General features: G+C 60.0%; 22 protein-coding genes and 1 tRNA gene. 8 read left to right on the top strand and 15 right to left on the bottom strand.

Going from position 1 to position 24,628, the window contains the following annotated elements; translation table 11 throughout:
* The first annotated feature begins 16 nt into the window (after positions 1–16).
* The 8 genes from FGF54_RS18585 to FGF54_RS18615 all read left to right on the top strand — a co-directional run bounded on the left by FGF54_RS18585 (position 17) and on the right by FGF54_RS18615 (position 5,831).
* Positions 17–481: a phage GP46 family protein gene (locus tag FGF54_RS18585; protein ID WP_142780718.1), complete on the top strand. Its 465-nt coding sequence runs from the start codon at positions 17–19 to the stop codon at positions 479–481.
* Complete coding sequence (locus FGF54_RS18590; protein WP_142780719.1) at positions 481–1,620, top strand: baseplate J/gp47 family protein; 1,140 nt, start codon at positions 481–483, stop codon at positions 1,618–1,620. The genes FGF54_RS18585 and FGF54_RS18590 overlap by 1 nt, the downstream gene beginning before the upstream one ends.
* Before the next feature lie 14 nt (positions 1,621–1,634).
* The gene (locus FGF54_RS18595) at positions 1,635–2,231 is read left to right on the top strand and encodes a YmfQ family protein (RefSeq protein WP_142780720.1); all 597 of its coding nucleotides are present in this window, start codon (positions 1,635–1,637) and stop codon (positions 2,229–2,231) included.
* Positions 2,231–3,460, top strand: coding sequence for a DUF2793 domain-containing protein (locus FGF54_RS18600; protein WP_210247439.1), 1,230 nt, complete (start codon positions 2,231–2,233; stop codon positions 3,458–3,460). The genes FGF54_RS18595 and FGF54_RS18600 overlap by 1 nt, the downstream gene beginning before the upstream one ends.
* Before the next feature lie 9 nt (positions 3,461–3,469).
* A complete protein-coding gene (locus FGF54_RS18605; RefSeq protein WP_142780721.1) occupies positions 3,470–4,063 on the top strand; it encodes a DUF4376 domain-containing protein in 594 nt (197 codons plus the stop codon).
* Positions 4,060–4,185, top strand: coding sequence for a hypothetical protein (locus tag FGF54_RS27740; RefSeq protein ID WP_256366672.1), 126 nt, complete (start codon positions 4,060–4,062; stop codon positions 4,183–4,185). The genes FGF54_RS18605 and FGF54_RS27740 overlap by 4 nt, the downstream gene beginning before the upstream one ends.
* A 94-nt stretch (positions 4,186–4,279) precedes the next feature.
* Positions 4,280–5,176: a hypothetical protein gene (locus FGF54_RS18610; RefSeq protein ID WP_142780722.1), complete on the top strand. Its 897-nt coding sequence runs from the start codon at positions 4,280–4,282 to the stop codon at positions 5,174–5,176.
* 139 nt (positions 5,177–5,315) lie between these two features.
* Positions 5,316–5,831, top strand: a complete 516-nt coding sequence (locus FGF54_RS18615; RefSeq protein WP_142780723.1) for a hypothetical protein — start codon at positions 5,316–5,318, stop codon at positions 5,829–5,831.
* 170 nt (positions 5,832–6,001) lie between these two features.
* Here FGF54_RS18615 and FGF54_RS18620 read toward each other — a convergent pair.
* The 15 genes from FGF54_RS18620 to tolR all read right to left on the bottom strand — a co-directional run bounded on the left by FGF54_RS18620 (position 6,002) and on the right by tolR (position 24,579).
* Positions 6,002–6,078: transfer RNA gene (locus FGF54_RS18620), tRNA-Met, on the bottom strand.
* A 135-nt stretch (positions 6,079–6,213) separates the two neighbouring features.
* Positions 6,214–7,410 carry a tRNA 2-thiouridine(34) synthase MnmA gene (gene mnmA, locus FGF54_RS18625; protein ID WP_142780724.1) on the bottom strand — a complete coding sequence of 399 codons (1,197 nt, stop codon included), beginning with the start codon at positions 7,408–7,410 and terminating at the stop codon, positions 6,214–6,216.
* Positions 7,411–7,617: 207 nt separating this feature from the next.
* Positions 7,618–8,808: an OpgC family protein gene (locus FGF54_RS18630; RefSeq protein WP_142780725.1), complete on the bottom strand. Its 1,191-nt coding sequence runs from the start codon at positions 8,806–8,808 to the stop codon at positions 7,618–7,620.
* A 473-nt stretch (positions 8,809–9,281) separates the two neighbouring features.
* A complete protein-coding gene (locus tag FGF54_RS18635; protein WP_142780726.1) occupies positions 9,282–10,355 on the bottom strand; it encodes a Tim44 domain-containing protein in 1,074 nt (357 codons plus the stop codon).
* A gap of 224 nt (positions 10,356–10,579) precedes the next feature.
* Entirely contained in the window at positions 10,580–12,175 is a 1,596-nt protein-coding gene (gene serA, locus FGF54_RS18640; RefSeq protein ID WP_080854268.1) for a phosphoglycerate dehydrogenase, read from the bottom strand.
* A gap of 83 nt (positions 12,176–12,258) precedes the next feature.
* A complete protein-coding gene (locus tag FGF54_RS18645) occupies positions 12,259–13,437 on the bottom strand; it encodes a phosphoserine transaminase (protein WP_142780727.1) in 1,179 nt (392 codons plus the stop codon).
* A 212-nt stretch (positions 13,438–13,649) separates the two neighbouring features.
* The gene (locus FGF54_RS18650; protein WP_142780728.1) at positions 13,650–14,495 is read right to left on the bottom strand and encodes an outer membrane protein; all 846 of its coding nucleotides are present in this window, start codon (positions 14,493–14,495) and stop codon (positions 13,650–13,652) included.
* A 187-nt stretch (positions 14,496–14,682) separates the two neighbouring features.
* On the bottom strand, positions 14,683–16,035 hold the full coding sequence (glmM, locus tag FGF54_RS18655; protein ID WP_003523248.1) for a phosphoglucosamine mutase: 1,353 nt from the start codon (positions 16,033–16,035) through the stop codon (positions 14,683–14,685).
* A gap of 190 nt (positions 16,036–16,225) precedes the next feature.
* Complete coding sequence (gene ftsH / locus FGF54_RS18660; RefSeq protein WP_003523247.1) at positions 16,226–18,172, bottom strand: ATP-dependent zinc metalloprotease FtsH; 1,947 nt, start codon at positions 18,170–18,172, stop codon at positions 16,226–16,228.
* Positions 18,173–18,326: 154 nt separating this feature from the next.
* Positions 18,327–19,664, bottom strand: coding sequence for a tRNA lysidine(34) synthetase TilS (tilS, locus tag FGF54_RS18665; protein ID WP_142780729.1), 1,338 nt, complete (start codon positions 19,662–19,664; stop codon positions 18,327–18,329).
* A 27-nt stretch (positions 19,665–19,691) separates the two neighbouring features.
* On the bottom strand, positions 19,692–20,711 hold the full coding sequence (gene ybgF / locus FGF54_RS18670) for a tol-pal system protein YbgF (RefSeq protein WP_168208185.1): 1,020 nt from the start codon (positions 20,709–20,711) through the stop codon (positions 19,692–19,694).
* Between the two features lie 158 nt (positions 20,712–20,869).
* Positions 20,870–21,403 (bottom strand): peptidoglycan-associated lipoprotein Pal, encoded by a 534-nt coding sequence (gene pal / locus FGF54_RS18675; RefSeq protein WP_003506243.1) that lies wholly within the window; start codon positions 21,401–21,403, stop codon positions 20,870–20,872.
* Between the two features lie 210 nt (positions 21,404–21,613).
* Positions 21,614–22,921: a Tol-Pal system beta propeller repeat protein TolB gene (tolB, locus tag FGF54_RS18680; RefSeq protein WP_003523242.1), complete on the bottom strand. Its 1,308-nt coding sequence runs from the start codon at positions 22,919–22,921 to the stop codon at positions 21,614–21,616.
* A 20-nt stretch (positions 22,922–22,941) separates the two neighbouring features.
* Complete coding sequence (locus tag FGF54_RS18685) at positions 22,942–24,111, bottom strand: cell envelope integrity protein TolA (protein ID WP_003523241.1); 1,170 nt, start codon at positions 24,109–24,111, stop codon at positions 22,942–22,944.
* 9 nt (positions 24,112–24,120) lie between these two features.
* Positions 24,121–24,579 (bottom strand): protein TolR, encoded by a 459-nt coding sequence (gene tolR, locus FGF54_RS18690; RefSeq protein WP_003523240.1) that lies wholly within the window; start codon positions 24,577–24,579, stop codon positions 24,121–24,123.
* Positions 24,580–24,628 lie beyond the last annotated feature (49 nt).

The raw sequence follows: 24,628 nt of genomic DNA on the forward strand, positions 1-24,628 counted from the left end.
GCGATAATTTCGCGCCATGACCGGATTTTTCGACCTTGCCCTGACCTATGACGCCACGCGGCGCTGCTGCGATCTGGTGCTGGATGACGAATTCAATCTGGTCCTGGACGAAACGTCCGTGACGCCGGTCCTGCTTTCGGTCGGCCTAGATCGCCGCGCCTCTCCGGACGATGAACTGCCGGAAGGCCGGTCGCAGTTTCTGGCCCCCATTTCCTTCTCCGAGCGCCGTGGCGCGCTCCTCGATGGTCTCAATGCTGCCGGCGACATGGCGGGCTGCAAGATGTGGTTGCTGGAACGCGCCAAGGAAACCGAGACCACCCGCCAGCTCGCGGAATATTATCTCGCCGAGGGCCTCGGCTGGGCCGAGACCGATACCGGAACGCCGGCAGAAATCGAAGTCTGGTGGCTGCGAGATGGCGTGCTCGCCTATCGTGTCCTGGTCGAGGATGTCACGCTCGAACTGACGCGGAAGGTGGCGTAATGGTCTGGCCTGTCCCCGCAGCGAAAACGATCTTTTCCCGCCTCGCTGCCACCTCTGAAGTGATCCTGCTCGGCATTTATCCCGAGGCCGACGTGAAGGCGATTTCCCGCGCCGTCCGTTCGGCACGCGGCATGTTCGCGGTGATCTGGAGCGCGGTGGCCCCGGAAGTGCGCGAGACGCACGACCATATCGCATGGTGGGCGCGGCAGTGGATGCCGGACAGCGCCGACGACGAAACGATGATCCTTCGCCATGCCTCGATCTGGGGCATCGAGCCACGTCCGGCGACAAAGGCAGTCGGTTCCGTCACGATCGAAGGTGTGGCCGGAACCGTTCTGGCCTCCGGCATCGTGCTGACATCGACCGCCACCAACACCTACGTGACCACCTCGGGCGGCACGATCGCGGCCGGTGGCACCGTCGCCGTCACGGCCGAGGCGGTCACTGCCGGCAGCGCCGGCAATCTGGAAAGCGGTGTGCAGCTTTCGACACTTGCCGCATATCCGGAGATTTCGAAGGTCACCGTCGCGACAGCCTTTGCAGGCGGCGCTGATGACGAGGAGCCGGAAGAAGTCCAGGTGCGTTATCTTCAGCGCATCCGCGAGCCACCCATGGGCGGTTCTTCCCAGGACTATCAGGCATGGGTCGGCAACGTCGCGAGCGTCTATGCCGTGAAAGTCGTGGAGGACTGGATCGGTCGCGGCTCCGTGGGCCTTGTCATCGCCCTGAGGAATGATGATGGCACGCCGCGTGTCCCGACCGAACTGGAGCTGACCGCGATCGGCAATTACGTCGGCGCTCAGGGCAGCCAGACCGGCGTCCGGCCCGTTACCGCCCGCGTTATCCCCGTCGCGGCCGAGCTGGTCGAGGTGCCAGTGAGCGTGCGCCTTCGTCCGGATGGCGCTTTGACCAGGGCGGCGGTGCAGCTCGCCTATGATCGTTTCATTGCCACCATCGGCGATGAAGACGACATGGAGAACGAAAGCCCGATCGGCGCGACCATCGAGCCTTCGCGCATCTCGGAAGCCATCTCGGCCGCCGATGGTGAATATTCGCACGATCTGACCATACCTGCCGCCAGATACACGCTCGGCACCAAGGAATGCCCGATCGCCACCGAAATCACATGGCTGGATTGAGGAGGCTTTAAGACATGTCCAGGACTTCCTCAACGATCCTTCAAAACTTGTTTTCGAAGCTGCCGATCGGCTGGGCGTTGCGCTATCGCGGCGGCGTCATGGGCGTCCTCCTCGGCGCGATCGCCGAGGCCATCGCAGACGCGGAAGCTGCTGCCGAAGCGATGATGAACGAGACGGACCCGCGTCTGGCGGACAAGCTGCTTTCGGACTTCGAGCGCTGCCTTGGTCCCGACCCTTGCGGGCGCGACAAAGACGGCCTGACCGTACAGCAGCGCCGCCAGCTCGCCTTCCAGCGCTGGACGGCCCGAGGCGGGCAATCCATCCCGTATTTTGTATCGGTTGCCGCCGCCCTCGGCGTGACGATCACGATTGAGGAATTCTGGCCGAGCCGAGCCGGTGTCCTGCGTGCGGGCCAGCGGTTGCGCCCGGACGGATCGCAGTTCGTCTGGCGCGTCAACATTCCGGGCGTCGTGTCGGTCACGAAGTTTCGGGCAGGCGCAAGCCGCGCCGGCCATCGCCTCGGTTCGTTCGAGGTCTCGTCGATCGAGTGCGTTCTGCGCCGCTACAAGCCCGCCCATACCACCCTTGTGTTCAAGTACGGAGAAGCCTGATGGATCGCATCAATGGCGCTGACACTATCGATATTGGCGGCGGCCGGCGTGGCTTCCGCGACGAAAACCTTGTGACCGGAACGGCAGGCACTGTAGTCACTGCTCTATGGCTCAACATGGCGCAGGAAGAAATCCTGAAGGTTGTCACGGAGGCCGGGCTTGCCCCGAGCGAAGGCGACTGGACACAACTCTGGCAGGCCTTGCAAATCCTCGGGCTGGCTTCCGAAATCCGCAGCCGCCGATGGCTGGCGGTCAACTCCATGACGCTTTCGATCGCGCCTGGCGCACCATCAGCGGGTGATGCCTACCTGATCCCGACCGGCGCGACCGGCATCTGGGCGGGTAACGTCGGCAAGATCGCCCAATGGACAGGTTCCGTGTGGACCTACCTGACGCCACCGGACGGCCATGGCATCAGTCTGCCCGATGGGCGTGTATTCGAGCGTATCGCCGGCACATACGTCGAAAAGCTGGCGCTTGATGTCCAGTCCGATAAGTGGCGCTACGCCGTGGCCGGTGGCACCGCCAATGTGTTGACGGCTTTGCTGACGCCAACTCCGCCCGCCTACGTGGATGGCATGTCCGTCAATCTCCGGGTAGTAAACAGTAACACGGCTGCGGCCACCCTCAACATCAACGGGCTGGGCGCGATCCCGATCACTCTCGCGGACGGAACCGCGTTGACGGGCGGCGAAATTCCCAAGCTCGCCCGTTTCATCATCTTCAATAACAGCGCCGTTTTGACCAACCCTAATCCAAGTACGCTGACAGGTATTGGTGGATATCAAAACGTAGTCTCTTCACTGAACACAGCCTTGGCGCTCAACAATGTCGCCTACGCGGTGCCTTGGGCAACTTCCGCTTCAGCAAGTCAGTTCGGCACGATTGCTGGGTCTGTGTTCACATTCACGCAGGCCGGTCGTTACACGATCACAGGGCGCATGCAGATCAGCGTAACCGGAACTCCGACAGGGCAGTTCGTCTCGTCGCTCGGCTCAATCGTCAAGAACAACGGCACGGGCGGACAGATCACGGTCTGCCAGTTCGGGGACGACAAGACGCTGATCGCTGGCACACCAGTCACAAGCTACATCACCGGTTCGGGAGCAATCGACGTGGCGGTAGGCGACACGTTGATCCTCACCGGCCTTGAAGCCATTTCCTCTGGAGGCACCTTCAGCAGCGGGAACATCGCCGCCGCCTCAATGACTATTCTCCGGACACAGTGAGGGCTACCTATGCTGAAACTGATCTATAAGCGTTATCTGGCGGCCGGAGGCGATCTGGATTTCTGGTCGTTCCAGAAGCCAAATGGCGGACTTGTCGCGGTCGCGATCGTCGATGATAAGCCTGTCATCACGTTTTGGGACGAAGCGCTGGACGCGCTCAATATGATCCAGCCGACAACCGCCGAGCTTCTCGAAGCGTTGAACGCGGCCCCTGCAATCGAAGAAGCGCGCGATTTCGTGTTGGCCACGCTGCAAGCATGTTGTGGTGGTGCCATCGTCAGCGACTACGACTCTGATGCCCTTGGGTCAATGCATACCTATCCATCGGACGTGACGGCTCAACTGAACATGATGGGCAGTGTTACGGATGCGCTAATTCCAAGTAACCCAGATGGATGGACGACGCCGTTCTGGTGCGCGGACGCCTCCGGGGTATGGGCTTTTCGTGCTCACACAGCATCGCAAATCATTGCCGCTGGCCGGGCAGGTAAAGCCCACGTCGTCGCTTGCCAGACGAAACTCGATACGTTGACGCAACAGCTCATGGCGGCGGAGACGCTCGAAGACATCACGGCCATCTCCTGGACAGGAGATGCAGAATGATCCCCGACATGACCGCGATTTTCTACTTGGCCATTTTCGGCCTGATCTGCGGCGTCATCGCCCTCCTTGGCGGGGCGGGGTGGCTAGTCTTTTTCATCGTCAATCACGTCCGGATTATTTGACCACGCGCCGTTGAAGCGGCGCGCGAAATACACTTGCGGTTGACCAACCGGCTGCAATTTGCTGATAACTTTTCAATCTGAGGGAGCACATGCAATGAAGTTTTTTGGCATTCTCGCCATCGTAGTCGCCGGAATTTGGGGGAGCGCTGCAACCGCCCAGGAACTGGAGACGAACGCGACAGGAAAATTCCTGTGCGGTGGCGCACATCCACGCTGTTCGGTGATGGACCAATCGACCTACGGTTACCATCAGTTTGGCGGCCGGCCTGTCGGGCAATACGCGGGCGTTTCCCATCTTTTGGAAGACGGGCCACCGCTTGAGCACTACCAGACCTTCATTGGCGAGGTCATTTCCAAACGTCCCAACACGAACGCGGTGGGCATTTGGGGTGATGCGTCAGCGGTCGTCAACAATGCTAGGGTTTGGGGCGGTTTCTTCTCAGCTCGCTCCGGCGGGCAATCGCAGGATAGCCAGTTGATCGGACTGGAAGTCGATGTTCTCAATGCCGGCCTCGATGGCGTCTACCCGAACCATTCAAAAGTCGGCATTCAGGTGGTCGGTTTTGGTGGGCGGAATACGAACGCCCTAGAAGTCCTGACGGAAGGCAACGGCAAAGGTCGCTGGCAAAATGGCCTGACGATTTCTCCGGAGAGCATCTCGGCTGATGGAACCGTTATCGGCGTCGGGCACCAGCAAGCCGCCTTCGGCATTGACTTCCGAGGTTCGTCCTTCTCTGATTCTGCGATGATCGTATCGCCTCAAAACAGGATCACGTTCAGGCAGAACGGAAAACATGACGCCGCCATTTACCGTGACCAGTTCTTCGACGGTCATCTGGTTGTCCAGGCGGGGCCATCCGGCATCAGGATCACGAATGCTCAGAACACGGAGAACCTCGTCATAGTTACGCCCGACGGTGACGTGATCTCGAAGTACGGAAGCATGAAAAATCTAGCCGAGCGAATTGCCGCCCTCGAAGCCGGCAATTGATTTAGACGACCCGATCTGCGCTGCTTACCCTCTTCGGCAGCGCAGGCTGGCAAGCTTGTTTTTGCCCACGTAGCTCCTCTGTACGGGTCATTTCTAACTCGTTACAACCAGCGTGCTATGACATCGGCGAAGGGACACAATGACGAGCTTTCTCAAGTTTATTTTCATCTTCGCTGGCGGATTTGTCTTGTCGACATTCAAGCGTCATTCTTCACTGTCGATCCTGTTGGCCGCTGTGCCTTTGAGTGCGGGAGCCGAAGATGCGCCTTACCGCGCGTCGCAAGCGACGCCTTCCTCGGCAATCTGCATGCCGATGTCGGAATTTCAAAAGTTTTCGGTAGACGAAGGCGGGTTCACCGTAAACAATTTCTCGGTGAGGGAAGTGAAGGATATTTTGTCCGATATGACGCAGTTGGAAACGACTTACTCAATTGCCAATCGGAGCACACAAACCGTCCGGGTTTCTGGCGACTTTGTTTTCCTAGACAATGATAACCGCATCCTCGCCGCTATGAGCGCGGACCCATACGAACCCCAAATCGATCAATCTATGACGACGAAGGGCAGAGGGCAGACCTTTGTGGCGACAGGAACCCTCCCAACGGTTGAAACAGTTTGCCTTCGCATTTTCGGAACTCTGCCCGATAAGAAGTAATCAAGACCGCTTCGAAGGCCACTTAAAGCGTCTTCAATTGGAGTTTGACGCCCCTTTCGGAATTGTCACGAATTCCGATTTCTCGTGTCAAAATTCCGAAAACGCGCTACAGGGTACAATGAAACATGGGCGCATAATCGTTCGGTTTGGATTTTTCGCATGAAGGAAAGTGGTAGCGGGAGAGGGACTTGAACCCCCGACACGCGGATTATGATTCCGCTGCTCTAACCACCTGAGCTACCCCGCCACAGGGGAAACGTGACAGTCATGTGACCGGCCGTTCCATCAGGATGAGCGGCTTATAAGGTGCCGCTCCCCAAGGTGTCAAGCGCAAGATGCGCAAAAAATTCGCTTTCCGCATCGCTGCAAAAAGCGAATGGTTTCAGGCGGCAACCGGCTTTTCCAGAAGCGCCTTCAGCGACGCCTCGGCTTCCGCCGAGCGTTCCGACCGTTCGATGAAACCGCCGCCGTAAACGCGGGCATCGGCCCCCGGTGCGGAATAAAGCACGCAGGCCTGACCGGGAGCGACACCGGCCTCTCCGGTCATCAGGTCCACATAGATACCGTTTTCGTCCGCATGCAGCATCGCTTCCGTCGGCGGGCGGGTGGAGCGCACCTTGGCGAAACAGGCAAAGCCCTGCCCTGCATCGTTCGCCAGCTCGCCGTCACCCAGCCAGTTCATGTCACGCAGATAGACCCGGCGGGTTTCCAGCGCCTCGCGCGGGCCAACGATGACCCGGCGGCCGCGTGCATCGAGATGCACGACATAAAGCGGCTCCCCCGTCGCGACACCAATGCCTCGGCGCTGGCCGATCGTATAATGCACGATACCATCGTGGCGGCCGAGCACGCGCCCGTCGAGATGGACGATATCGCCTGCCAATGCCGCATTCGGCTTCAGCTTGTTGATGATATCGGTATATTTGCCCTGCGGGACGAAACAGATGTCCTGACTGTCAGCCTTCTTGGCGACGACAAGACCCATATCTTCCGCCAGTGCCCGTGTTTCAGCCTTGGAGAGGCCGCCGAGCGGAAAGCGCAGATAGTCGATCTGCTCCTGCGTCGTGGCGAACAGGAACCAGCTCTGGTCACGGTCGCTGTCGATCGGCCGATAAAGCGCACGCCGCCCCGGCTGACCGGAAACGGGATTGGGACGCGAACGAATGTAATGGCCGGTCGCCAGCGCATCGGCGCCGAGCTCCTGCGCGGTGGCGAGCAGATCGGCGAATTTTACCGTCTGGTTACAGGCCACGCAGGGGATCGGCGTTTCGCCCATCGCATAGGCTTCGGCAAAGGGGTTGATGACGGTTTCGCGGAACCGCGCTTCGTAATCCAGCACGTAGTGGGGAATACCGAGCGTTTCGCAGACCCGGCGCGCATCGTCTATATCCTGCCCCGCGCAACAGGAGCCCGCGCGGTGCACGGCAACACCGTGGTCATAGAGCTGGAGGGTAATGCCGAGGACATCATAACCCTCGCGCTTGAGGATACCGGCCACCACCGAAGAATCGACGCCACCGGACATGGCGACAACGATCCGGGTATCTTCCGGCCTCTTGTCAAAATCGAGCGTATTCACGTTTTTTCCCATCGTCAGTCATAACGGGGGTAAAGGCCCCGCCGCCTGTCGGTCATCCGCCGCGAGAAACCTGGCCATCAATCGGGCCGTCCTGTCTCGTCATCCTGCGGATTTAAGGGCTGCATATAGAAAGGAATGGCCGCGCACGCAAGTACGGGGCGGAAAACCGCCCCGCAAAGCCGTCAGATTCGGGCTGGGACCCGGCCCTCAGGCGCCGGCCGTCTTCTGGCCGCTGCTGCCGAACCACTTGTCGCGCTCCCGCCACAGGGCTGGCAGGGCCAGCAACCCAATAGCCGTGAAGGCGATCAGCGTCTTGTTGAGCTGAGACAGTTCCGCCGTGCGGCCATCCAGATAATAGACGCCATAAACGATCGCCACGTGCCAGACATAGACCTGCAGCGAATGGCGGCCGAGCAATTGCAGGAACTTCAGCGACAGCACCCAGATGACGCTTTCGGCGATGGAACGCACGAGCGGACGGTGGTGCTTCGGACCTGCGATCACCAGCCACGTCAGGCCGACGCCGACAGCGAGGAAGTTGATGAGATAGACCGGGCCGAAATCGGCGCGGATTTCCATGGTGGAAAATTTGCCCATCATGAATTCCGGCATCAGGCCCCAGGCTGTCGCGATGCGCAGCGGCATGAAGAACAGGCAGATGACGAGCGCCGCCTTCGGCAGCCACGTGTGCTCAGGCGAGAAGATCGCCTTCCACGGGATGCGGTTCTGCGCCGTCATCGCGCCCATCACCAGCGCTGAATAGAATACGAGCTGCCAGCCGAGCAGGTTGAAGCTGACGCGAATGCCCTGCTCGTCCGCACCCTTCACGAGTTCGTTGAGCGGGGTCGTCACGATCTGCTGCAGGCCAAGCTGGCCGGCCATCCAGACCAGCAGGGAGCCGGCCATGACATAGGCCCACTTGCCATCGAGGCAGAGCTTCACCAGCACCGGCGCAAAGATCATGTAGACGATATATTGCGGCAGAATATCCATGAAGGTCGGCTGGAACAGGAATGTCGCAATCGCCGCCAGTCGCAGCGGATCGTCGAACGACGTCATGCCGAGCCAGTTGTACCAGATATAGGGTGCATGCGGGATGACCATGCGGAAGAACAGCACGGCGATGACGAGACCCATCGCGTAACGATAGAGTTCCAGCGCCCGGTTCCAGATCATCTGCTTGCCGGCATCATAGCCGTATTTCATCATCTTGCGCGCATAAACCATGCCGATCAGCAGGCCGGACAGGAACACGAAGCCCTGGGCGTCCTCGACAAAGGCAAACTGCCGGTGATTGATTTCCACCAGCCAGAAGCCCCCGGCAAACACCAGATGGTTGATCAGCATGAAGACGAGGAAGTAACCGCGCATCCCGTCGATCAGGTCAAAGCGTTTCATCTCGATAGCTCTCCGTTCTCGCAGGGCCTGCATTGCCCAGCCACCCAGCCCGGCTTGGGAGGGGCCGGGGATTGGATTGTCAACGCTGTTTTGCGCCTGAGGTTCCCTTTCCAAAGCGGTTTAGAACCGGCGCGAAAAGTCACATTGACGTGTATGCATTCTGGTTAGGATGCAGGGACTGAATGCCGGATGAATAAAAAAAGGCAATTCCGTGAAGCGGATGAGCCATGCGCGGGCAACATGCCGCGACAAGAAGGGCTCAAAGCCTTGCATAGCAGGGCGAAGCGGAATTCACCGCCGATGAGCGGGGGAGATATCACCCGTTAGATTTATCAGTCGTTTTTTGACCGCATCTTGCTGTCCCCTTGGCGGAGCGAGCGTCGGCGTGACCATGCTTTCTGGAAGTGAGACGAGCAAAGGCCCGGCGGTCACCAAACCGCCGGGCCTTTATCCGTTAAACACGTTCCGATTCGTCAGGCAGCCGCCTGAATAGCGGCCACCTGCCAGTTGTCTTTTCCGGGGCGGCGAACGAAGGTCCACATTTCCACCGCTTCAGAAGGCTGGTGCTCGTCGCCTTCGATCACCTTGCCGGAGGTGCGGTCGCGCATCACGTCGATGGCGGAGTAGCGCATCGCCACCGTTGCATAATCCTGGCCCTCTTCGTGCCATGCTTCGGCAACATCGCCCTGTAGCAGCGTCACATCGCGCACGTCGTTTTTCACGCCGCTCGTGGCGTTGTCGCTCAGTTCTTCCGCGAGGTAAGACATGGCTTCCGGCGTCGTCAGCTTGCGCAATGTGCCATAATCCTCGGCGGCATAGGCGGCCTGCACGTCTTCCAGCATTTTCTGGAAAGTTTCGAGATCGCCCTGGGTAATGCCGATTTCATCACCTTCCGACATGGCGTTGGCATGAGGCGCAGGCTTTGCCGTTGCGGCAGTGGCGGCCACACCGCCCGCAGCGCCGGCCAGCGCGCCGATCTTCGGAATCTTGAACGAGGATGCGGCAGAACCCGCCTGCGAACCGCCATTATAGGAGGAACCGGAATGATCCGTGCGCTGCGACCCGCCGGCCGAGCCATAAGCGGGCTGGCCCTGACGGCGCGAGGCGAAGAAACGCATGGCGAGCATGACCAGAAGACCGATCAGCGCCACCTGCAACAGCATGCCGAAGAAACCGGCCATGCCGCCAAAACCGCCACCCAGCAGCATGCCGAACAGACCGCCCATCAACAGGCCGCCCATCAAACCACCCATCATGCCGCCGAACAGGCCGCGATTCTGCTGCGGCGCCTGCGCGCCCGGACGGGCGGGCTGAGCAGCGCTCGGCGCTGCCTGATTGGTGTTGGGCGTCATGCTGCGGTTGATCGGCGCGGTTTGGCCAGGTGCGGTGCTGGTCGAAGGCGGAGCGGAATAGGTCCGCGTGCCGCGGCTGCCGAAACCGCCGCTGGCGCGACGCGCTTCCGCCATATCAACCGCCACGAAAGACACCGCGATACCAAGCGCGGCGACTGCGAACAAACCCTTGAAGCGCCGAAAGGCAGCAAACATCGTTATCTCCTGTTGGCCGCCCTCCCATGAGCGGCATGTCAGCAGGCGATATAGCAACTCATGATCATCATTTTTAGACCACTTGGCTTAAATTTTTTGTGATATGCAACCAATGCGATAGTCGTCCTTATTTTACGACGAAACAGACACTGGAAAAACGAAAAACCCGGCACAGGGTCTCCCCTGCGCCGGGCCTTATTGTCCCCTTGGGAGGAACGATAAGATCAGTCGACGTTGAAGGTCAGCGGCTTGACCTGGCGGATCGCCGGGTTGGCGCGCAGCTTGTCGAGCACGACTTCGGAAACCGGGCCATCGACATAAAGAAGTGCGATGGCGTCGCCGCCTTCCTTTTCACGGCCGAGCTGGAAGTTGGCGATGTTGACGCCAGCCTCGCCGAGCGTGGTGCCCATAAAGCCGATCATGCCGGGAACGTCGGTGTTGGTGATGTAGATCATGTGCGACCCGACATCGGCATCCATGTTGATGTTCTTGATCTGGATGAAGCGCGGCTTGCCATCCGAGAACACCGTGCCGGCAACCGAGCGGATCTGGTTTTCCGTCTTGACCGTCAGCTTGATGTAGCCGTCGTAAACGCCGGTCTTGTCGCGCTTGACCTCGGAGAGGATGATGCCCTTTTCCTTGATCATGACCGGGGCCGAAACCATGTTCACATCCGCAACCTGGCTGCGGATCAGGCCGGCCAGCAGGGCGCTGGTCAGTGCCTTGGTGTTCATGCTGGCGGTTGCGCCGTCATAAAGGATTTCGATTTCCTTGGTGGCGCTTTCCTGCACCTGACCGACGAAAGAGCCCAGAACATCCGCGAGACGGATGAACGGCTTCAGGCGCGGTGCTTCCTCAGCCGTGATCGACGGCATGTTGATGGCGTTGGAAACCGCACCCTTGACGAGGTAGTCCGACATCTGCTCGGCAACCTGAAGGGCGACGTTCTCCTGCGCTTCCGTGGTCGAAGCACCGAGATGCGGCGTGCAGACGACGTTCGGCAGGCCGAAAAGCGGGCTCTCGGTGGCGGGCTCGACTTCGAACACGTCGAAACCGGCGCCAGCGACATGGCCGGACTTGATGGCATCTGCAAGGGCCGCTTCATCCACCAGACCGCCACGGGCGCAGTTGACGATACGCACGCCCTTCTTGGTCTTGGCAAGGTTCTCTGCATTGAGAATGCCGCGCGTCTTATCGGTCATCGGCACGTGCAGAGTGATGAAATCAGCCTGCGCCAGCAGCTCGTCCAGCTCAACCTTGGTCACGCCCATTTCCTGCGCGCGTTCCGGCGACAGGAAGGGGTCATAGGCCAGAACATGCATCTTGAGGCCGAGTGCACGCGAGCAGACGATGGAGCCAATATTGCCGGCGCCGATGACGCCAAGCGTCTTGCCGGTGATTTCGACACCCATGAATTTCGACTTTTCCCACTTGCCGGCCTGCGTGGAGCTGTCAGCGGCCGGAAGCTGGCGGGCGACGGCGAACATCAGCGCGATAGCGTGTTCCGCTGTCGTGATGGAGTTGCCGAAAGGCGTGTTCATGACGATGATACCGCGGCGCGAGGCGGCCGGAATATCGACATTGTCGACGCCGATGCCGGCGCGGCCGATGACCTTGAGGTTGGTCGCCGCCTCGATCAGCTTTTCCGTTGCCTTGGTGGCGGAGCGGATGGCGAGACCATCGTAGTTACCGATGATTTCGGCAAGCTTGTCCTTGTCCTTGCCGAGCTTCGGCTGGAAATCGACTTCGACGCCACGATCGCGGAAGATCTGGACGGCGGTTTCCGACAGTTCGTCGGATACGAGTACGCGAGGTGCCATGGTTCACGGGCTCCTTGAAAAACGGTGCAGTTTTGAAAGCGGGGAATATGCGGCCCTGCATCAGCGCAGGGCCGGTATCAAAATCAGGCGGCAGCCTTGGAAAGTGCTGCCTTCTGCGTCTGGTAGGCCCAGGCGAGCCAGGGCATGACGGCTTCCATATCCGCCGTCTCGATGGTCGCGCCGGCCCAGATGCGCAGACCGGACGGGGCGTCACGGTAAGCGCCGATATCGAGGGCGACATTTTCCTTTTCGAGCAGGGCGACAACACCCTTGGCGAAATCAGCCTGCGCGGCTACATCCAGCGCCTGCACCTCGGGATCGACGATCTTCAGGCAGACGGAGGTGTTGGAGCGGGTTTCCGGCTTGACGGCCAGGTTGGCGATCCAGTTATTCTTCTCGATGAAGTCGTAGATAACCTTGGCATTGGCATCGGCACGGCCGATCAGCGCCTTGAGACCACCGAGGTTCTTCGCCCACAGCAGCGCGTCGATATAATCTTCAACGCAGAGCATGGACGGGGTGTTGATGGTTTCGCCGGTGAAGATGCCTTCGATCAGCTTGCCGCCGGAAACCATGCGGAAGATTTTCGGCAGCGGCCATGCCGGCGCGTAGCTCAAGAGACGCTCGACAGCGCGGGGCGAAAGGATGATGACGCCATGGCCGCCCTCACCGCCCAGAACCTTCTGCCAGGAGAAGGTGACGACGTCGAGTTTCGTAAAATCCATGTCCTGTGCGAAGGCCGCCGAAGTGGCGTCGCAGATGGTCAGGCCCTTGCGGTCAGCCGGGATGAAATCGGCATTGGGAACACGAACGCCGGAGGTGGTACCGTTCCAGGTGAAGACGACATCACGGTCGAAATCGACTTCGGCAAGGTTCGGCAGCAGGCCGTAATCGGCCTCGAATTTGCGGACGTCCTTCAGCTTCAGCTGCTTGACGACGTCGGTGACCCAGCCAGCGCCGAAGCTTTCCCAGGCGAGCATATCGACGCCGCGTTCACCGAGCAGCGACCAGAGCGCCATTTCAACGGCGCCGGTGTCAGATGCCGGAACGATACCGATGCGATAATCGGCAGGAACGTTCAGAACTTCACGGGTGAGATCGATGGCCTGCTTCAGCTTGGCTTTGCCAACCTTGGCGCGATGCGAGCGACCGAGCGGCGCATCGGAGAGAGCATCTAGCGACCAACCGGGACGCTTCGAGCAGGGACCAGAGGAAAAATGCGCATTGCCCGGACGGACGTCCGGCTTCACGATATCTGTCATTTGACTACCCTTCCAGATAGGCGCTCCACGTTAGGGTGGAGTGTCCTGACGCCGTTGCTATTCCTCTCGCCGATCCCAGTCAAGCGGAATATGTCGCTACGCAGAAGAATTTTGGTCCATATGCGTCATGCCCCGTGTCAGATGCCGGTAAAACAAAACCGCCCGCACCCGGAGGATGCGGACGGTCTGAAAGTACCAGCGGTGCGTGACGTTTATTTATAAACGGCAGGCTGCAACGGAATATCGGCGGGCGGCATGTATTGCGCGGTATCGCAGCCGTTGAAGACATAACGGCCACCGACGCGCACTTCATGCGAATAAAGGCCCTTGTCACGGCCCGGACCGCCGCCATTCTCATAAGCGAACATATCGCCCTTGTTGATATGGCGGAAACGATAGCCGATATCGGCCTTCAGGTTACAGGTGACGTCGATGGATGCGCCGGCCATCAGAGCGTAGGCGAAGCGCCATTTGCCCTTGCCGCCATGTTCCGTGGTGGGGTCGCAGTAGCCAGATCCGTCCGTTGCACAGGACGTGTTACGCAGCTTGTCCCATTTCACATAGGATGCGCCGATACCGCCACCCACGTAAGGCGTGACACGGCCATAAGTGCCAAGATCGACATAGGCGTTCGCCATCAGCGTGTAGGCCCTCAGCGCACTCAGGTCCGTCGAGACGCAGTCAGCACCGTTGCCGCAATAGCCACGAGTAGAGCCACGGAAGTCCGACTTACCCATGTAGTCGAAGGTTAAGTCGCTGCGGAAATAGTTGTTGAACTGATAACCGACGCCGGCGCCGATGATGTAGCTGTCCTTGATCTTCGCGGTTTCGAAATCCGCTAGATAGCCGCCGGGGCCGCCCTGATAATAGTGAGCGCCGCGCAGCTTGTTGAAAGAATAACCGACGTCACCGCGCAGATACCAGCCGCTTGCCTGGGTAATCTCGACTTCGGGGGCCTCGACATAGGCCGGTGCGGGCTCGGCTTGATAAAGATCGGCAGCGATAGCGCTGGTACCGGTCAACAGGACGGCCAGAAATCCGGCCAGGGCGTTTTTCATGACTTCCACTCCAGAAGAGGCACGTGCGGTTTCGGCAGCAGATGCCAGTGAACTGTTCAGTCACGGAGATTGGCGTAAAATGGTTAAGTCCCGATTAACCACGATCATTCACTATATTTATTAGGAAATACTCAAAGAAAAAGCCGGCTGCGGAGCCGGCTTTTTCAGGCGTTACTGTTGCGGAAGTTCACGCCGCCGAGCGGGCATTGGCGATGACGCCGACGAGATCGTTGACGATCTGCTCCACCTTCGCGCTGTCGTCGCCTTCTGCCATGACGCGGATCAGCGGCTCCGTACCGGAGGGACGGATGACGAGGCGGCCATTATTGGCCAATGCGCTTTCCGCATCCGCAATCGCCTGCTGCACGACAGGGTTTTCCAGCGGCTTGCCGCCGGAAATACGGACATTCTTCAAAAGCTGCGGCACCGGCTCGAACTTGCGGCAGACTTCGCTGACCGTGAGGCCGGAGCGCTTGACCTTGGCGAGAACCTGCAAGGCCGCAACAAGACCATCGCCCGTCGTGCCATAGTCCGACAGCACGATATGGCCGGACTGCTCGCCGCCAACGTTGAAATTGTGGTTACGCATGTGTTCGACGACATAACGGTCGCCCACTTTGGTACGGGCAAGGGTAAGGCCCTTGTCGCCCAGGAAGCGTTCAAGACCGAGATTCGACATGACGGTCGCCACGATACCGCCGCCGCGCAGCGTGTTGTCGGCAGCCCAGCTATCAGCGATGACGGCCATCAGCTGGTCGCCATCGACGATCTCGCCGCGCTCGTCAACGATGATGACACGATCCGCATCGCCATCGAGCGCGATGCCGATATCGGCCCGTACTTCATGCACCTTCTTCTGCAGCGCTTCCGGGTGGGTAGAGCCGCATTCCAGATTGATATTGATGCCGTTCGGCTCATTGCCGATGGTGACGACTTCCGCGCCGAGTTCCCAGAGCGCAGCGGGCGCCACCTTGTAGGCCGCGCCATTGGCGCAGTCGATGGCGATCCGCAGTCCGCTCAGCGTCACATCGCGCGGCAGGGTGCGTTTGACGAATTCGATATAACGGTAGATGTCGCCATCCACACGCTTGGCGCGGCCGATCTCGCTCGGCTTGGCAAGCTGCGCATAGATATCCTTGTCGAGAAGGTCCTCGATCTCCAGTTCCAGCTCATCGGAGAGCTTGTAACCATCCGGTCCGAAAAGCTTGATGCCGTTATCGGAGAAGGGATTGTGCGAGGCCGAGATCATCACGCCGATATCGGCGCGCAGCGAGCGGGTCAGCATGGCGACGGCGGGCGTCGGAATGGGGCCGAGCAGGAAGACATCGAGACCGGCGGCGGTGAAACCGGCGACCAGCGCGTTTTCCAGCATATAACCGGAAAGACGCGTATCCTTGCCGATGACCACGCGATGGCGATGATGGCCACGGCGGAAGATCGTCCCGACCGCAATGCCCACACGCATCGCCAGATCAGGCGTCATGGGAAATACGTTCGATTGTCCGCGGATACCATCGGTTCCGAAATAACGGCGTGCCATTTGAACTCCAAATCTTTTCCAGCATTCCGGCAAAAGCTGAAAACAGCCGGAAGCGTTTTTGGCTAGATGCCACAAACCACGATAAACAGCACGTAAATTAGCGCAAAAATGGCTTATATCTTGTTACCAAAATGAAAAGGCCACCCGGAAACCCGGATGGCCTTTTACAATTTTTAGCTTGCGCGAACAATCAATGCGGCTGCGGCTCCATGCCGCCTTCGGCCTCACCGTCACCCTTTGCTTCGCTCGGGCCGTCCTTCTTGGTGCCGGCTTTCGGCACTGCCGAACCACGGCTGCCCGGAGAATCGTCACCCAGATCGCGGGCGGGCTTCTCACCCTTCAGCAGGGCCTTGATCTCGTCACCCGTCAGGGTTTCGTATTCAAGCAGACCCTCGGCAATCGCAACGAAACCATCGTGGTTTTCGGTCAGGATGCGGCGCGCCTCGCCATAAGCCTCGTCGATCAGGCGGCGAACTTCCGTATCGATGGTCTGGGCCGTCGCCTCGGAGACGTTCTTCGACTGCGAGACGGAATGGCCGAGGAAGACTTCCTGCTGGTTTTCACCATAGGAGACCTGGCCGAGAGCATCGGAGAAGCCCCATTGCGTAACCATCGCGCGGGCAAGCTTGGTGGCCTGCTCGATATCCGAAGACGCGCCGGAGGTGATGTTTTCCTTGCCGAAGGTCAGTTCCTCGGCAACGCGGCCACCCATCATGATGACGAGACGCGACACCATCCACTTGTAGCTCATGGAGTAACGGTCGCCTTCCGGCAGCTGCATGACCATGCCGAGCGCGCGACCGCGCGGGATGATCGTCGCCTTATGCAACGGATCGGCCACGGCAACCTTCAGCGCGGTGATGGCATGGCCGGCTTCGTGGTAGGCGGTCAATTTCTTCTCGGCCTCGGTCATGGCGGAGGAGCGGCGTTCCGCACCCATCATGATCTTGTCCTTGGCGTCTTCGAATTCCTGCATGGTGACGACGCGCTTGTTGCGGCGGGCGGCCATGAGGGCAGCTTCGTTGACGAGGTTCATCAGGTCCGCACCCGAGAAACCGGGGGTGCCTCGGGCCAGAACCTTGAGGTCGACATTCGGCGCCAGCGGCACGTTGCGGATATGCACCTTGAGGATGCGCTCGCGGCCGACAATATCCGGGTTCGGCACGACGACCTGACGGTCGAAACGGCCGGGACGCAGAAGTGCCGGGTCAAGAACATCAGGACGGTTGGTGGCGGCGATGAGGATGATGCCTTCATTCGCCTCGAAACCGTCCATCTCGACCAGCAGCTGGTTCAGCGTCTGCTCGCGCTCGTCGTTACCGCCGCCAAGACCGGCGCCGCGATGGCGGCCGACGGCGTCGATTTCGTCGATGAAGATGATGCAGGGCGCATTCTTCTTGGCCTGCTCGAACATGTCACGCACACGGCTTGCGCCGACGCCGACGAACATTTCCACGAAATCCGAACCGGAAATGGTGAAGAACGGCACATTGGCTTCGCCGGCGACGGAACGCGCCAGAAGCGTCTTACCCGTACCGGGCGGGCCGACGAGCAGCACACCACGCGGAATTTTACCGCCAAGGCGCTGGAACTTCTGCGGATCGCGCAGGAATTCAACGATTTCCTCGAGGTCCTGCTTGGCTTCGTCCACGCCTGCAACGTCATCGAACGTCACGCGGCCATGGGCTTCCGTCAAAAGCTTGGCCTTGGATTTGCCAAAGCCCATCGCACCACGCGAGCCGCCCTGCATCTGCCGCATGAAAAACAGCCACACGCCGAGAATGAGGAACATCGGCAGAAGCGTGCCGAGATAGCTCAGGAAACCGGAGGAACCGTCGCTTTCGGGACGCGCCACGATGGTCACGTTCTTGCTCTGCAAGCGCTCCATCAGGCTGTCGTCGATGACGGGGGAATAGGTCTGAAAGGCCGTGCCGTTTTCGGTATAGGTTCCGAGAACCCGGTTACCGGTGACGGTCACGTCGCGAACTCGCCCGGAATCCACATCGCGAAGAAACTGGGAATACGGAATTTCCCGCGAACCCGTTTGCGTCGGCGATGTCTGGAACATGCTGAACAATGCGATCAGCAAGAGGGCAATCACGGCCCACAAGGCGAAATTTCTGAAATTTGGGTTCATCGAACTCCCCGAACTCACACGGGCATATCTGCTGCCCGCTCTTACGTGCCCCTAACATAAGGACGACATCTGCCGTTGCCAAGGCAAAGCGCATTATCTGATGCGTTTTGGTGTAAAAACTATTCCAAGGCAATTCACGAAAAAGAGGCCGGATTTAAACCGGGGGCTGTGGATATGCCGTCCGCCCGAATAAATTGGCGATTGCATTCGCCAACTCAAGGTCGAAACGCGACAGGAAAAGATCGAAAGGTGCGAACCGCGGCGTGATGGTGAGGGCATCCGCCCGCGAACCCGGCTCATCGGCCGCTGCGGCAATTTGCGGCAGCCCCGCCATCGCCTGCTTCGCCACCCCGGCCGGTACTGACGGAAAAAGCGCGGCCGCTTCCGCAGCATCGCTGGCCCTGCGCGCTTCGACATGGACTGGAAAAGCCGATCCGTTCTTTACGAGGAAACGATCGTCCCACAGCCCTCGGTCATTTGCGCCAATATCAAGCTCCGGCAGGTTTCGCTGCTCGCGGAACATATAGAGCCCGTCCCGCCGGCGATCGAGCAGGACGCGACCGACCGTCAGTCGCCCGCGTTCAGCCGTCTTGAGAAACCGCAGAACGCGTTCCATGCTGCTTGCGGCCGGAAAATATGCCCTTCCGCCAAGGGTGGCGATCAGCGCCGCCAGCCCATGCCGGAACTCGGGAAGATCGGGATCGACGCCATCGCCGGCCAATCTGACGAGCGCAGCGTTTAAAACCTGTGTGTGACCGCGCAGGAAAGCGGCCGTTGTTTCGGAAAGCGCCTGTCTTTTGAGAGAGGTTTCCGCATCGATCCGGACGGCAGAAACGGGAAGCGCCTGCCGTACTCGCACCCTCTCATATCGGGTATTTTCATTGCTCGGATCGTCGAACCAGCCACGCGAGCGGGAGGACACATAGTCACGGATCGCCTGCCTCTCACACATCAGGAACGGCCGCATGATCCAGTGGCGGCCATCGTATAAGACCGCATCCGCCATGCCGGAGAGACCGAGATTGTCAGAGCCGCCGCTACGGGCGGCGCGCATCGCCACGGTTTCGCGCTGGTCGCCGATTGTATGTCCTGTCACGACAAGATCGGCGCCGGTCTCGCGGGCGACCTCGGCAATCAGGCGATAGCGGGCAAGCCGGGAGGCTTCGGAAAGGCCGGAGGCCGGTTTGGCACCGTCCCATCGGCGGGTAACGTGGGGGATGCCGAGTTCGGCGCAGAGCATCGCCACCTTGCGCGCCTCATCGGCGGATTCCGCTCTCAGCGCATGGTCTACGGTGACGGCGGAAAGGCGCAAGCCATCCCGATCCATCTCCGCCATTGCCTCATGCAAGGCCAGCAACAGACCGGTGGAATCACTGCCTCCGGAGATTGCGACGAGGATATGGGCGGGTGTGTGGAGATTTTCGACAAAAGACCTTGCCGCCGCGAGCGGCGCAACAGTCTTTTCGTTCAGAATGCGGGCATCAACCGGCATGGAAATACCCGCGATCGCAGGGAAAAATCAGCAGCTCAGCCGTTTCTGTTCGCTGGCAACCTTGCTCAGCACGGTCTTGGAAGCATTGGGATAACGCTTCGGCACCTCGCGCAGCGTGGCGCAGGCGGTTTCGGTATTGTCGAGAGCGGCAAGCGACATGCCGAGCTTCATCAGCATTTCCGGTGCCTTCGGAGATTTGCCATAGGCCTGATGGCCGTTCAGGAAGGTCTTTGCGGCCTCATTGAACTTGCCCTGGGAATATTGCGCCTCGCCCAGCCAGAAGCTCGCATCCGCGGCCTTCGTGCCCTTGGGATAACCCTGCAGATATTGCTGGAACCCCTGTTCCGCCAGCTTGTAGTCACCGGAAAGAACATGGCCGTAAGCGGCCTGATAAATATCGCCTTCGCTGGTAAGCGCCGCAGTATTCACCGGATCCGTCTTGCGCTGGCTATTGCCCGTGCTGACGCCCGGAAGGCCGGCGGAGGAATTATTAGCGCCTTGATTCAACGTGCCGCCAACCGGCATTCCCTTGGAATCAAGCTCGATGGAGCCGAGCGTCGTCTCTCCCGGTGCGCCTGTAGGAGTGGTGGAGGGAGCAGACGGAGAAACGGAAGCGCCACCCTCGGGTGGCGTTTCGATGATCGTTGCAACGTCGTCGGTCGGCGGTGAGGCCGGATTGACCGGACTGGCTTCCGCCTTCTTTTTCGGCGCAGCGGTCGGGCTTGCACCCTTGCCGCCGGCATTGCCGCTCTCCAGTTCCTGGAAGCGGAACTCATTGTCTTCCTGCGCCTTGCGGATCGTTTCCTGCATCTGCAGAAGCTGGAAGCTCATTTCCTCGATACGGCCGTTGAGCTGCCGGATCTGTTCTTCAAGCTGCTGAACCCGATAGGCTTCATTGGCCTGAACCCGGACGACCGGGGGCTGCTGCTGAGAGTTGATCGTGCCGAAGCTACCCCCCGCACCGAACAGCGGACCCGAAACGGCGATGCCGCTCAAGCCGGTGCAGGCTGCAAGCCCCAGCATTCCCGCCACGACAAGTTTCTTCATCTCATTCGTCCTGCCTTAACTGATTTGCACCGGAATGGCGCAAGCCGGATTTTTTCCATATCAACCGAAAAAGCAACTTAACTTCGGCCAAACTATGAAAAAAACAAAAGGCGGCCCAAAGACCGCCTTTCATTCGAGATCACAATAACGTCAGGCAATCACATGCCCGCGCCACCGAGAACCGTCACGGCGCGGCGGTTCTGCGACCAGCAGGAGATGTCGTCGCAAACGGCGACCGGCTTTTCCTTGCCGTAGGAGATCGTCTTCATGCGGTTTGCCGGAACACCCTGGGAAGCCAGGAAGTCGCGGGTTGCAGCCGCACGACGGGCGCCGAGCGCCAGGTTGTATTCGCGCGTGCCGCGTTCGTCGGCATGGCCTTCAACGGTGATGGCGTAGTTCGGGTAACGGGCGAGCCACTGAGCCTGGCGCTGCAGGGTCTGCTGGGCGTCAGCGCGGATAGAGGTCGAGTCGGTATCGAAGAAGATGCGGTCGCCGACATTGACCGTGAAGTCCTGCTGGGAGCCCGGCGTTGCGGAGCCCGCGCCACCAAGGCCAAGTTCACCGGCGCTGTTCGGCATGTTCTTCTTATTCGCGCAGCCTGCGAGAGCGAGCGCGAGCGTCATGGCGATGACAGCCGGGTTACGGGCCAGTTTCTGCATGGGGCTGAGTGCCGAAATGTGTGTACGGCTCATCGCCGGTCTCTCCTTAGGATTTCAATAACGTTGCCGGACACTAACTGATCGCGGTTAATAGCCGGCAAACGCTTATGGTTAACAGAAAGGAAATGTCCCATTTTTTTGCTCCCTCACAACACTTTGCGGCAAGAAAGAGGCGCACTTCCCCGTGGTATCAAGTAAAACATGACGGCGCCGGCAGGAACCGGCGCCGTCATGGCAGTCATATCAGTCCAGAAGCGGCGACCACGCCGGGTCCGAAGCGAAAGTCGGCGTCTTGATGAGCTGCTCGTTGTAGCCCGTAAGATCGATCGAATAGAGCTGCGGACCGCCCGCACCGGCGTTCTGACGGAAGAACATCAGCACGCGGCCGTTCGGCGCCCAGGTCGGGCCTTCATTGTGGAAACCGCTGGTCAGGATGCGCTCGCCCGAACCGTCGGTCTTCATCACGCCGATCGAGAACTTGCCGCCCGACTGCTTGGTGAAGGCGATCAGATCGCCGCGCGGCGACCAGACCGGCGTGGAATAGGAACCATCGCCGAAGGAAACGCGCTGCTGGCCGGAACCATCGGCATTCATGACGTAAATCTGCTGGCGGCCGCCGCGGTCGCTTTCGAAGGCGACGCGCTGCCCATCCGGCGAATAGGACGGCGCCGTATCGATCGCCGACGTGTTCGTCAGCCGCGTCGTGGTGCGAGAGCGCAGGTCCATGGTGTAGATATTGGCGTTGCCATCCTGCTGCAGGCTCATGATGACCTTCTGGCCATCCGGAGAGAAGCGCGGCGAGAAGGTCATGCCGGGGAAATTACCGACGACTTCGCGCTGTCCGGTTTCCAGCTGCAACAGATAAACGCGCGGCTGCTGGCCTTCGAAGGACATGTAGGTCACTTCCTGACGGTTCGGCGAGAAACGCGGCGTCAGGACGATGTCGTTCGAGTTGGTGAGATTGCGGACGTTGAAGCCATCCTGGTCCATGATCGACAGCTGGCGCTTGCGGGCCGTCTTCGGGCCGCTTTCAGAGACGAAAACGACGCGGGTGTCGAAGTAGCCCTTTTCACCGGTGATGCGCTCATAGATGGCGTCGGCGATGATGTGGGCGACGCGACGCCAGTTTTCCGGCTGGGTAAAGAACTGCTGGCCAGTCATCTGCTGGTTGGCGAACGTATCCCACAGGCGGAATTCGGCGCGCAGGCGGCCATCGCTTTCACGCGTGACACGGCCGGTCACGAGCGCCTGTGCGTTGATGACCTTCCAGTCCTCGAAACGCGGCTGCTGATCCGGATTGCTGATCTTTTCGATGAAGGCGTTCTTGTTGACCGGCGCGAAAAGGCCGGAACGCTGCAGGTCGGCGGCAATGACCGCGGAAACCTGCGCGCCGATGCCGTCGCTCGACATGAAGTCGGTAATGGCGATGGGCAGCGGCTCGACATTGCCCTTGTTGATGTTGATTTCCACCCGCGCAAAAGCCGGTGCGGAGAAAACCGACATGAGGGCCGCGACAGCGAGCACCAGCCGGATCGGCGAAAATATCTTCATGTTGCCAGGCCTTTCAGCATTCATAGCAATTCACTGGGATCGAAGTTCACGACAACTTCGTTCCATGCGTCATATTTGTCGGCAGGAAGGTTGGTGAACGGAGCAGAACGCATGATGGCGCGATAGGCTCCGCCGGAAAGAGCACGACGCGTTCCTTCGGAACCGCCGGTCGCTTCGATCTCGGGCCGACCGATGATGGTTCCATCACGGTCGAGCTTCATGGTGACCCGGACGCGAACGTCCGAGGCATCCGCCATGCCGGGAATGATCTGCCAGTTCTTCTGGATCGCGCCACGCAGCGCATCCATTTCCGTCTGGCTGAGCGTCGAACCGCCCGTCGTCTTCTTGCCGCCAAGCGAGGCCTGCTGGGTGGAGCGCTTGGCGCCGCCGCCCGAGGGGGCCTGCTTGTTCAAAAGCGCGGCGATATCGTCAGCGTTAAAATCGCTTTCCTTCGAAGAAGCCGATTTCGCAGTCTCCTGCTTCTTCTCGCCGGGCTTCTTGTCGGAAGGCTTGTCGGTGGACTTCGCCTGATCGGGCTTGGTCTCGGCCGGTTTTTCCGCGGGCTTCTGCTCGGCAGGCTTGGTCTCGGCCTGCTTCGGCTCTTCCGGCTTCGGTGGCTCGGGACGGGAATTCGGACGCGGCACGTTCTGCGGCACGGGGATTTCGGCCGGTTCCTGCTGCGCGGGCGGCGGCTCTTCGGCCTTGGTTTCCTGCGGCGGCGGCTCCGTCTTCGGCTGCGGTGCGATCTCAGGCTTGGTCTGCGGCAAGGCGGCCATTTCCTGCGGCTTCGGAGCCGAGGTTTCTTCCTTGACGATTTCCTTCACCTCGTTCGCCTTGGTGTCGACGACGGGTTGCGGCTTTTCCTGCTTTGGCGGAGCGGCGGCGCTGATATTGTCGTTGGGCTTGGTGGTCGGCGTCGGCGGCGCATCAAGATCGACCGTGTTGTTGCCGACATTCTGGGCGTTCTCGACAATATCCGGCCGCGTGGTCGGGACCGGGGCCGATTTTTCCGCTTTCGGCGCGTTCTTGTCGCCCTGCTGGATTTGGCTCAGCTCCTCGATGGGCACCAGTTCCACCGGCAGGGCCTCGGCCTGCGACACGTCAAGCGGCTCCGGCGAGCCCAGGGAAACGAGGGCGAAAGCCAGAAGCGACGCATGCACGATCGCGGATGTGGTAAGGCTGCCCTTCATCGTTTTACGTCAATTGTCCTGTTTCTGCTGGGTCACAAGGCCGATATTCTTGAAGCCCGCCGCCTGGATACGCGCCATCACATCGGCAACGACGCCGTATGCGGCAACGGAATCCGCGCGCACGAAGATACGCTCGTTATAACCTGTCGTGGCGATTGCCTGCAGCTTGTCGGCCACTTCGGCCGCCTGGATTTCCGTTTCCTGCAGATGGATCTGGCCATTGGCGTTGACGGAAATGGTGATCGGCTGCGTGTCCGAGTTCAGCGCATTGGCGGATGTCTGCGGCAGATCGATCGGCACGCCGACCGTCATCATCGGTGCCGCCACCATGAAGATGATGAGCAGCACGAGCATGACGTCGACCAGCGGCGTCACGTTGATCTCGCTGATCGCGCCGCCCCTGCGTCGTCCGCCGCGCCCCCGGCGTCCACCGGAACCGCCGCCGCTGCCACCTGCTGACATACCCATATCATCTACTCCATTTTGCCTTGCGGCAAATTACTGCACAGCATGCGGC

This window comes from Agrobacterium sp. T29 (assembly GCF_006970545.1).
Lineage (GTDB): Bacteria > Pseudomonadota > Alphaproteobacteria > Rhizobiales > Rhizobiaceae > Agrobacterium > Agrobacterium leguminum.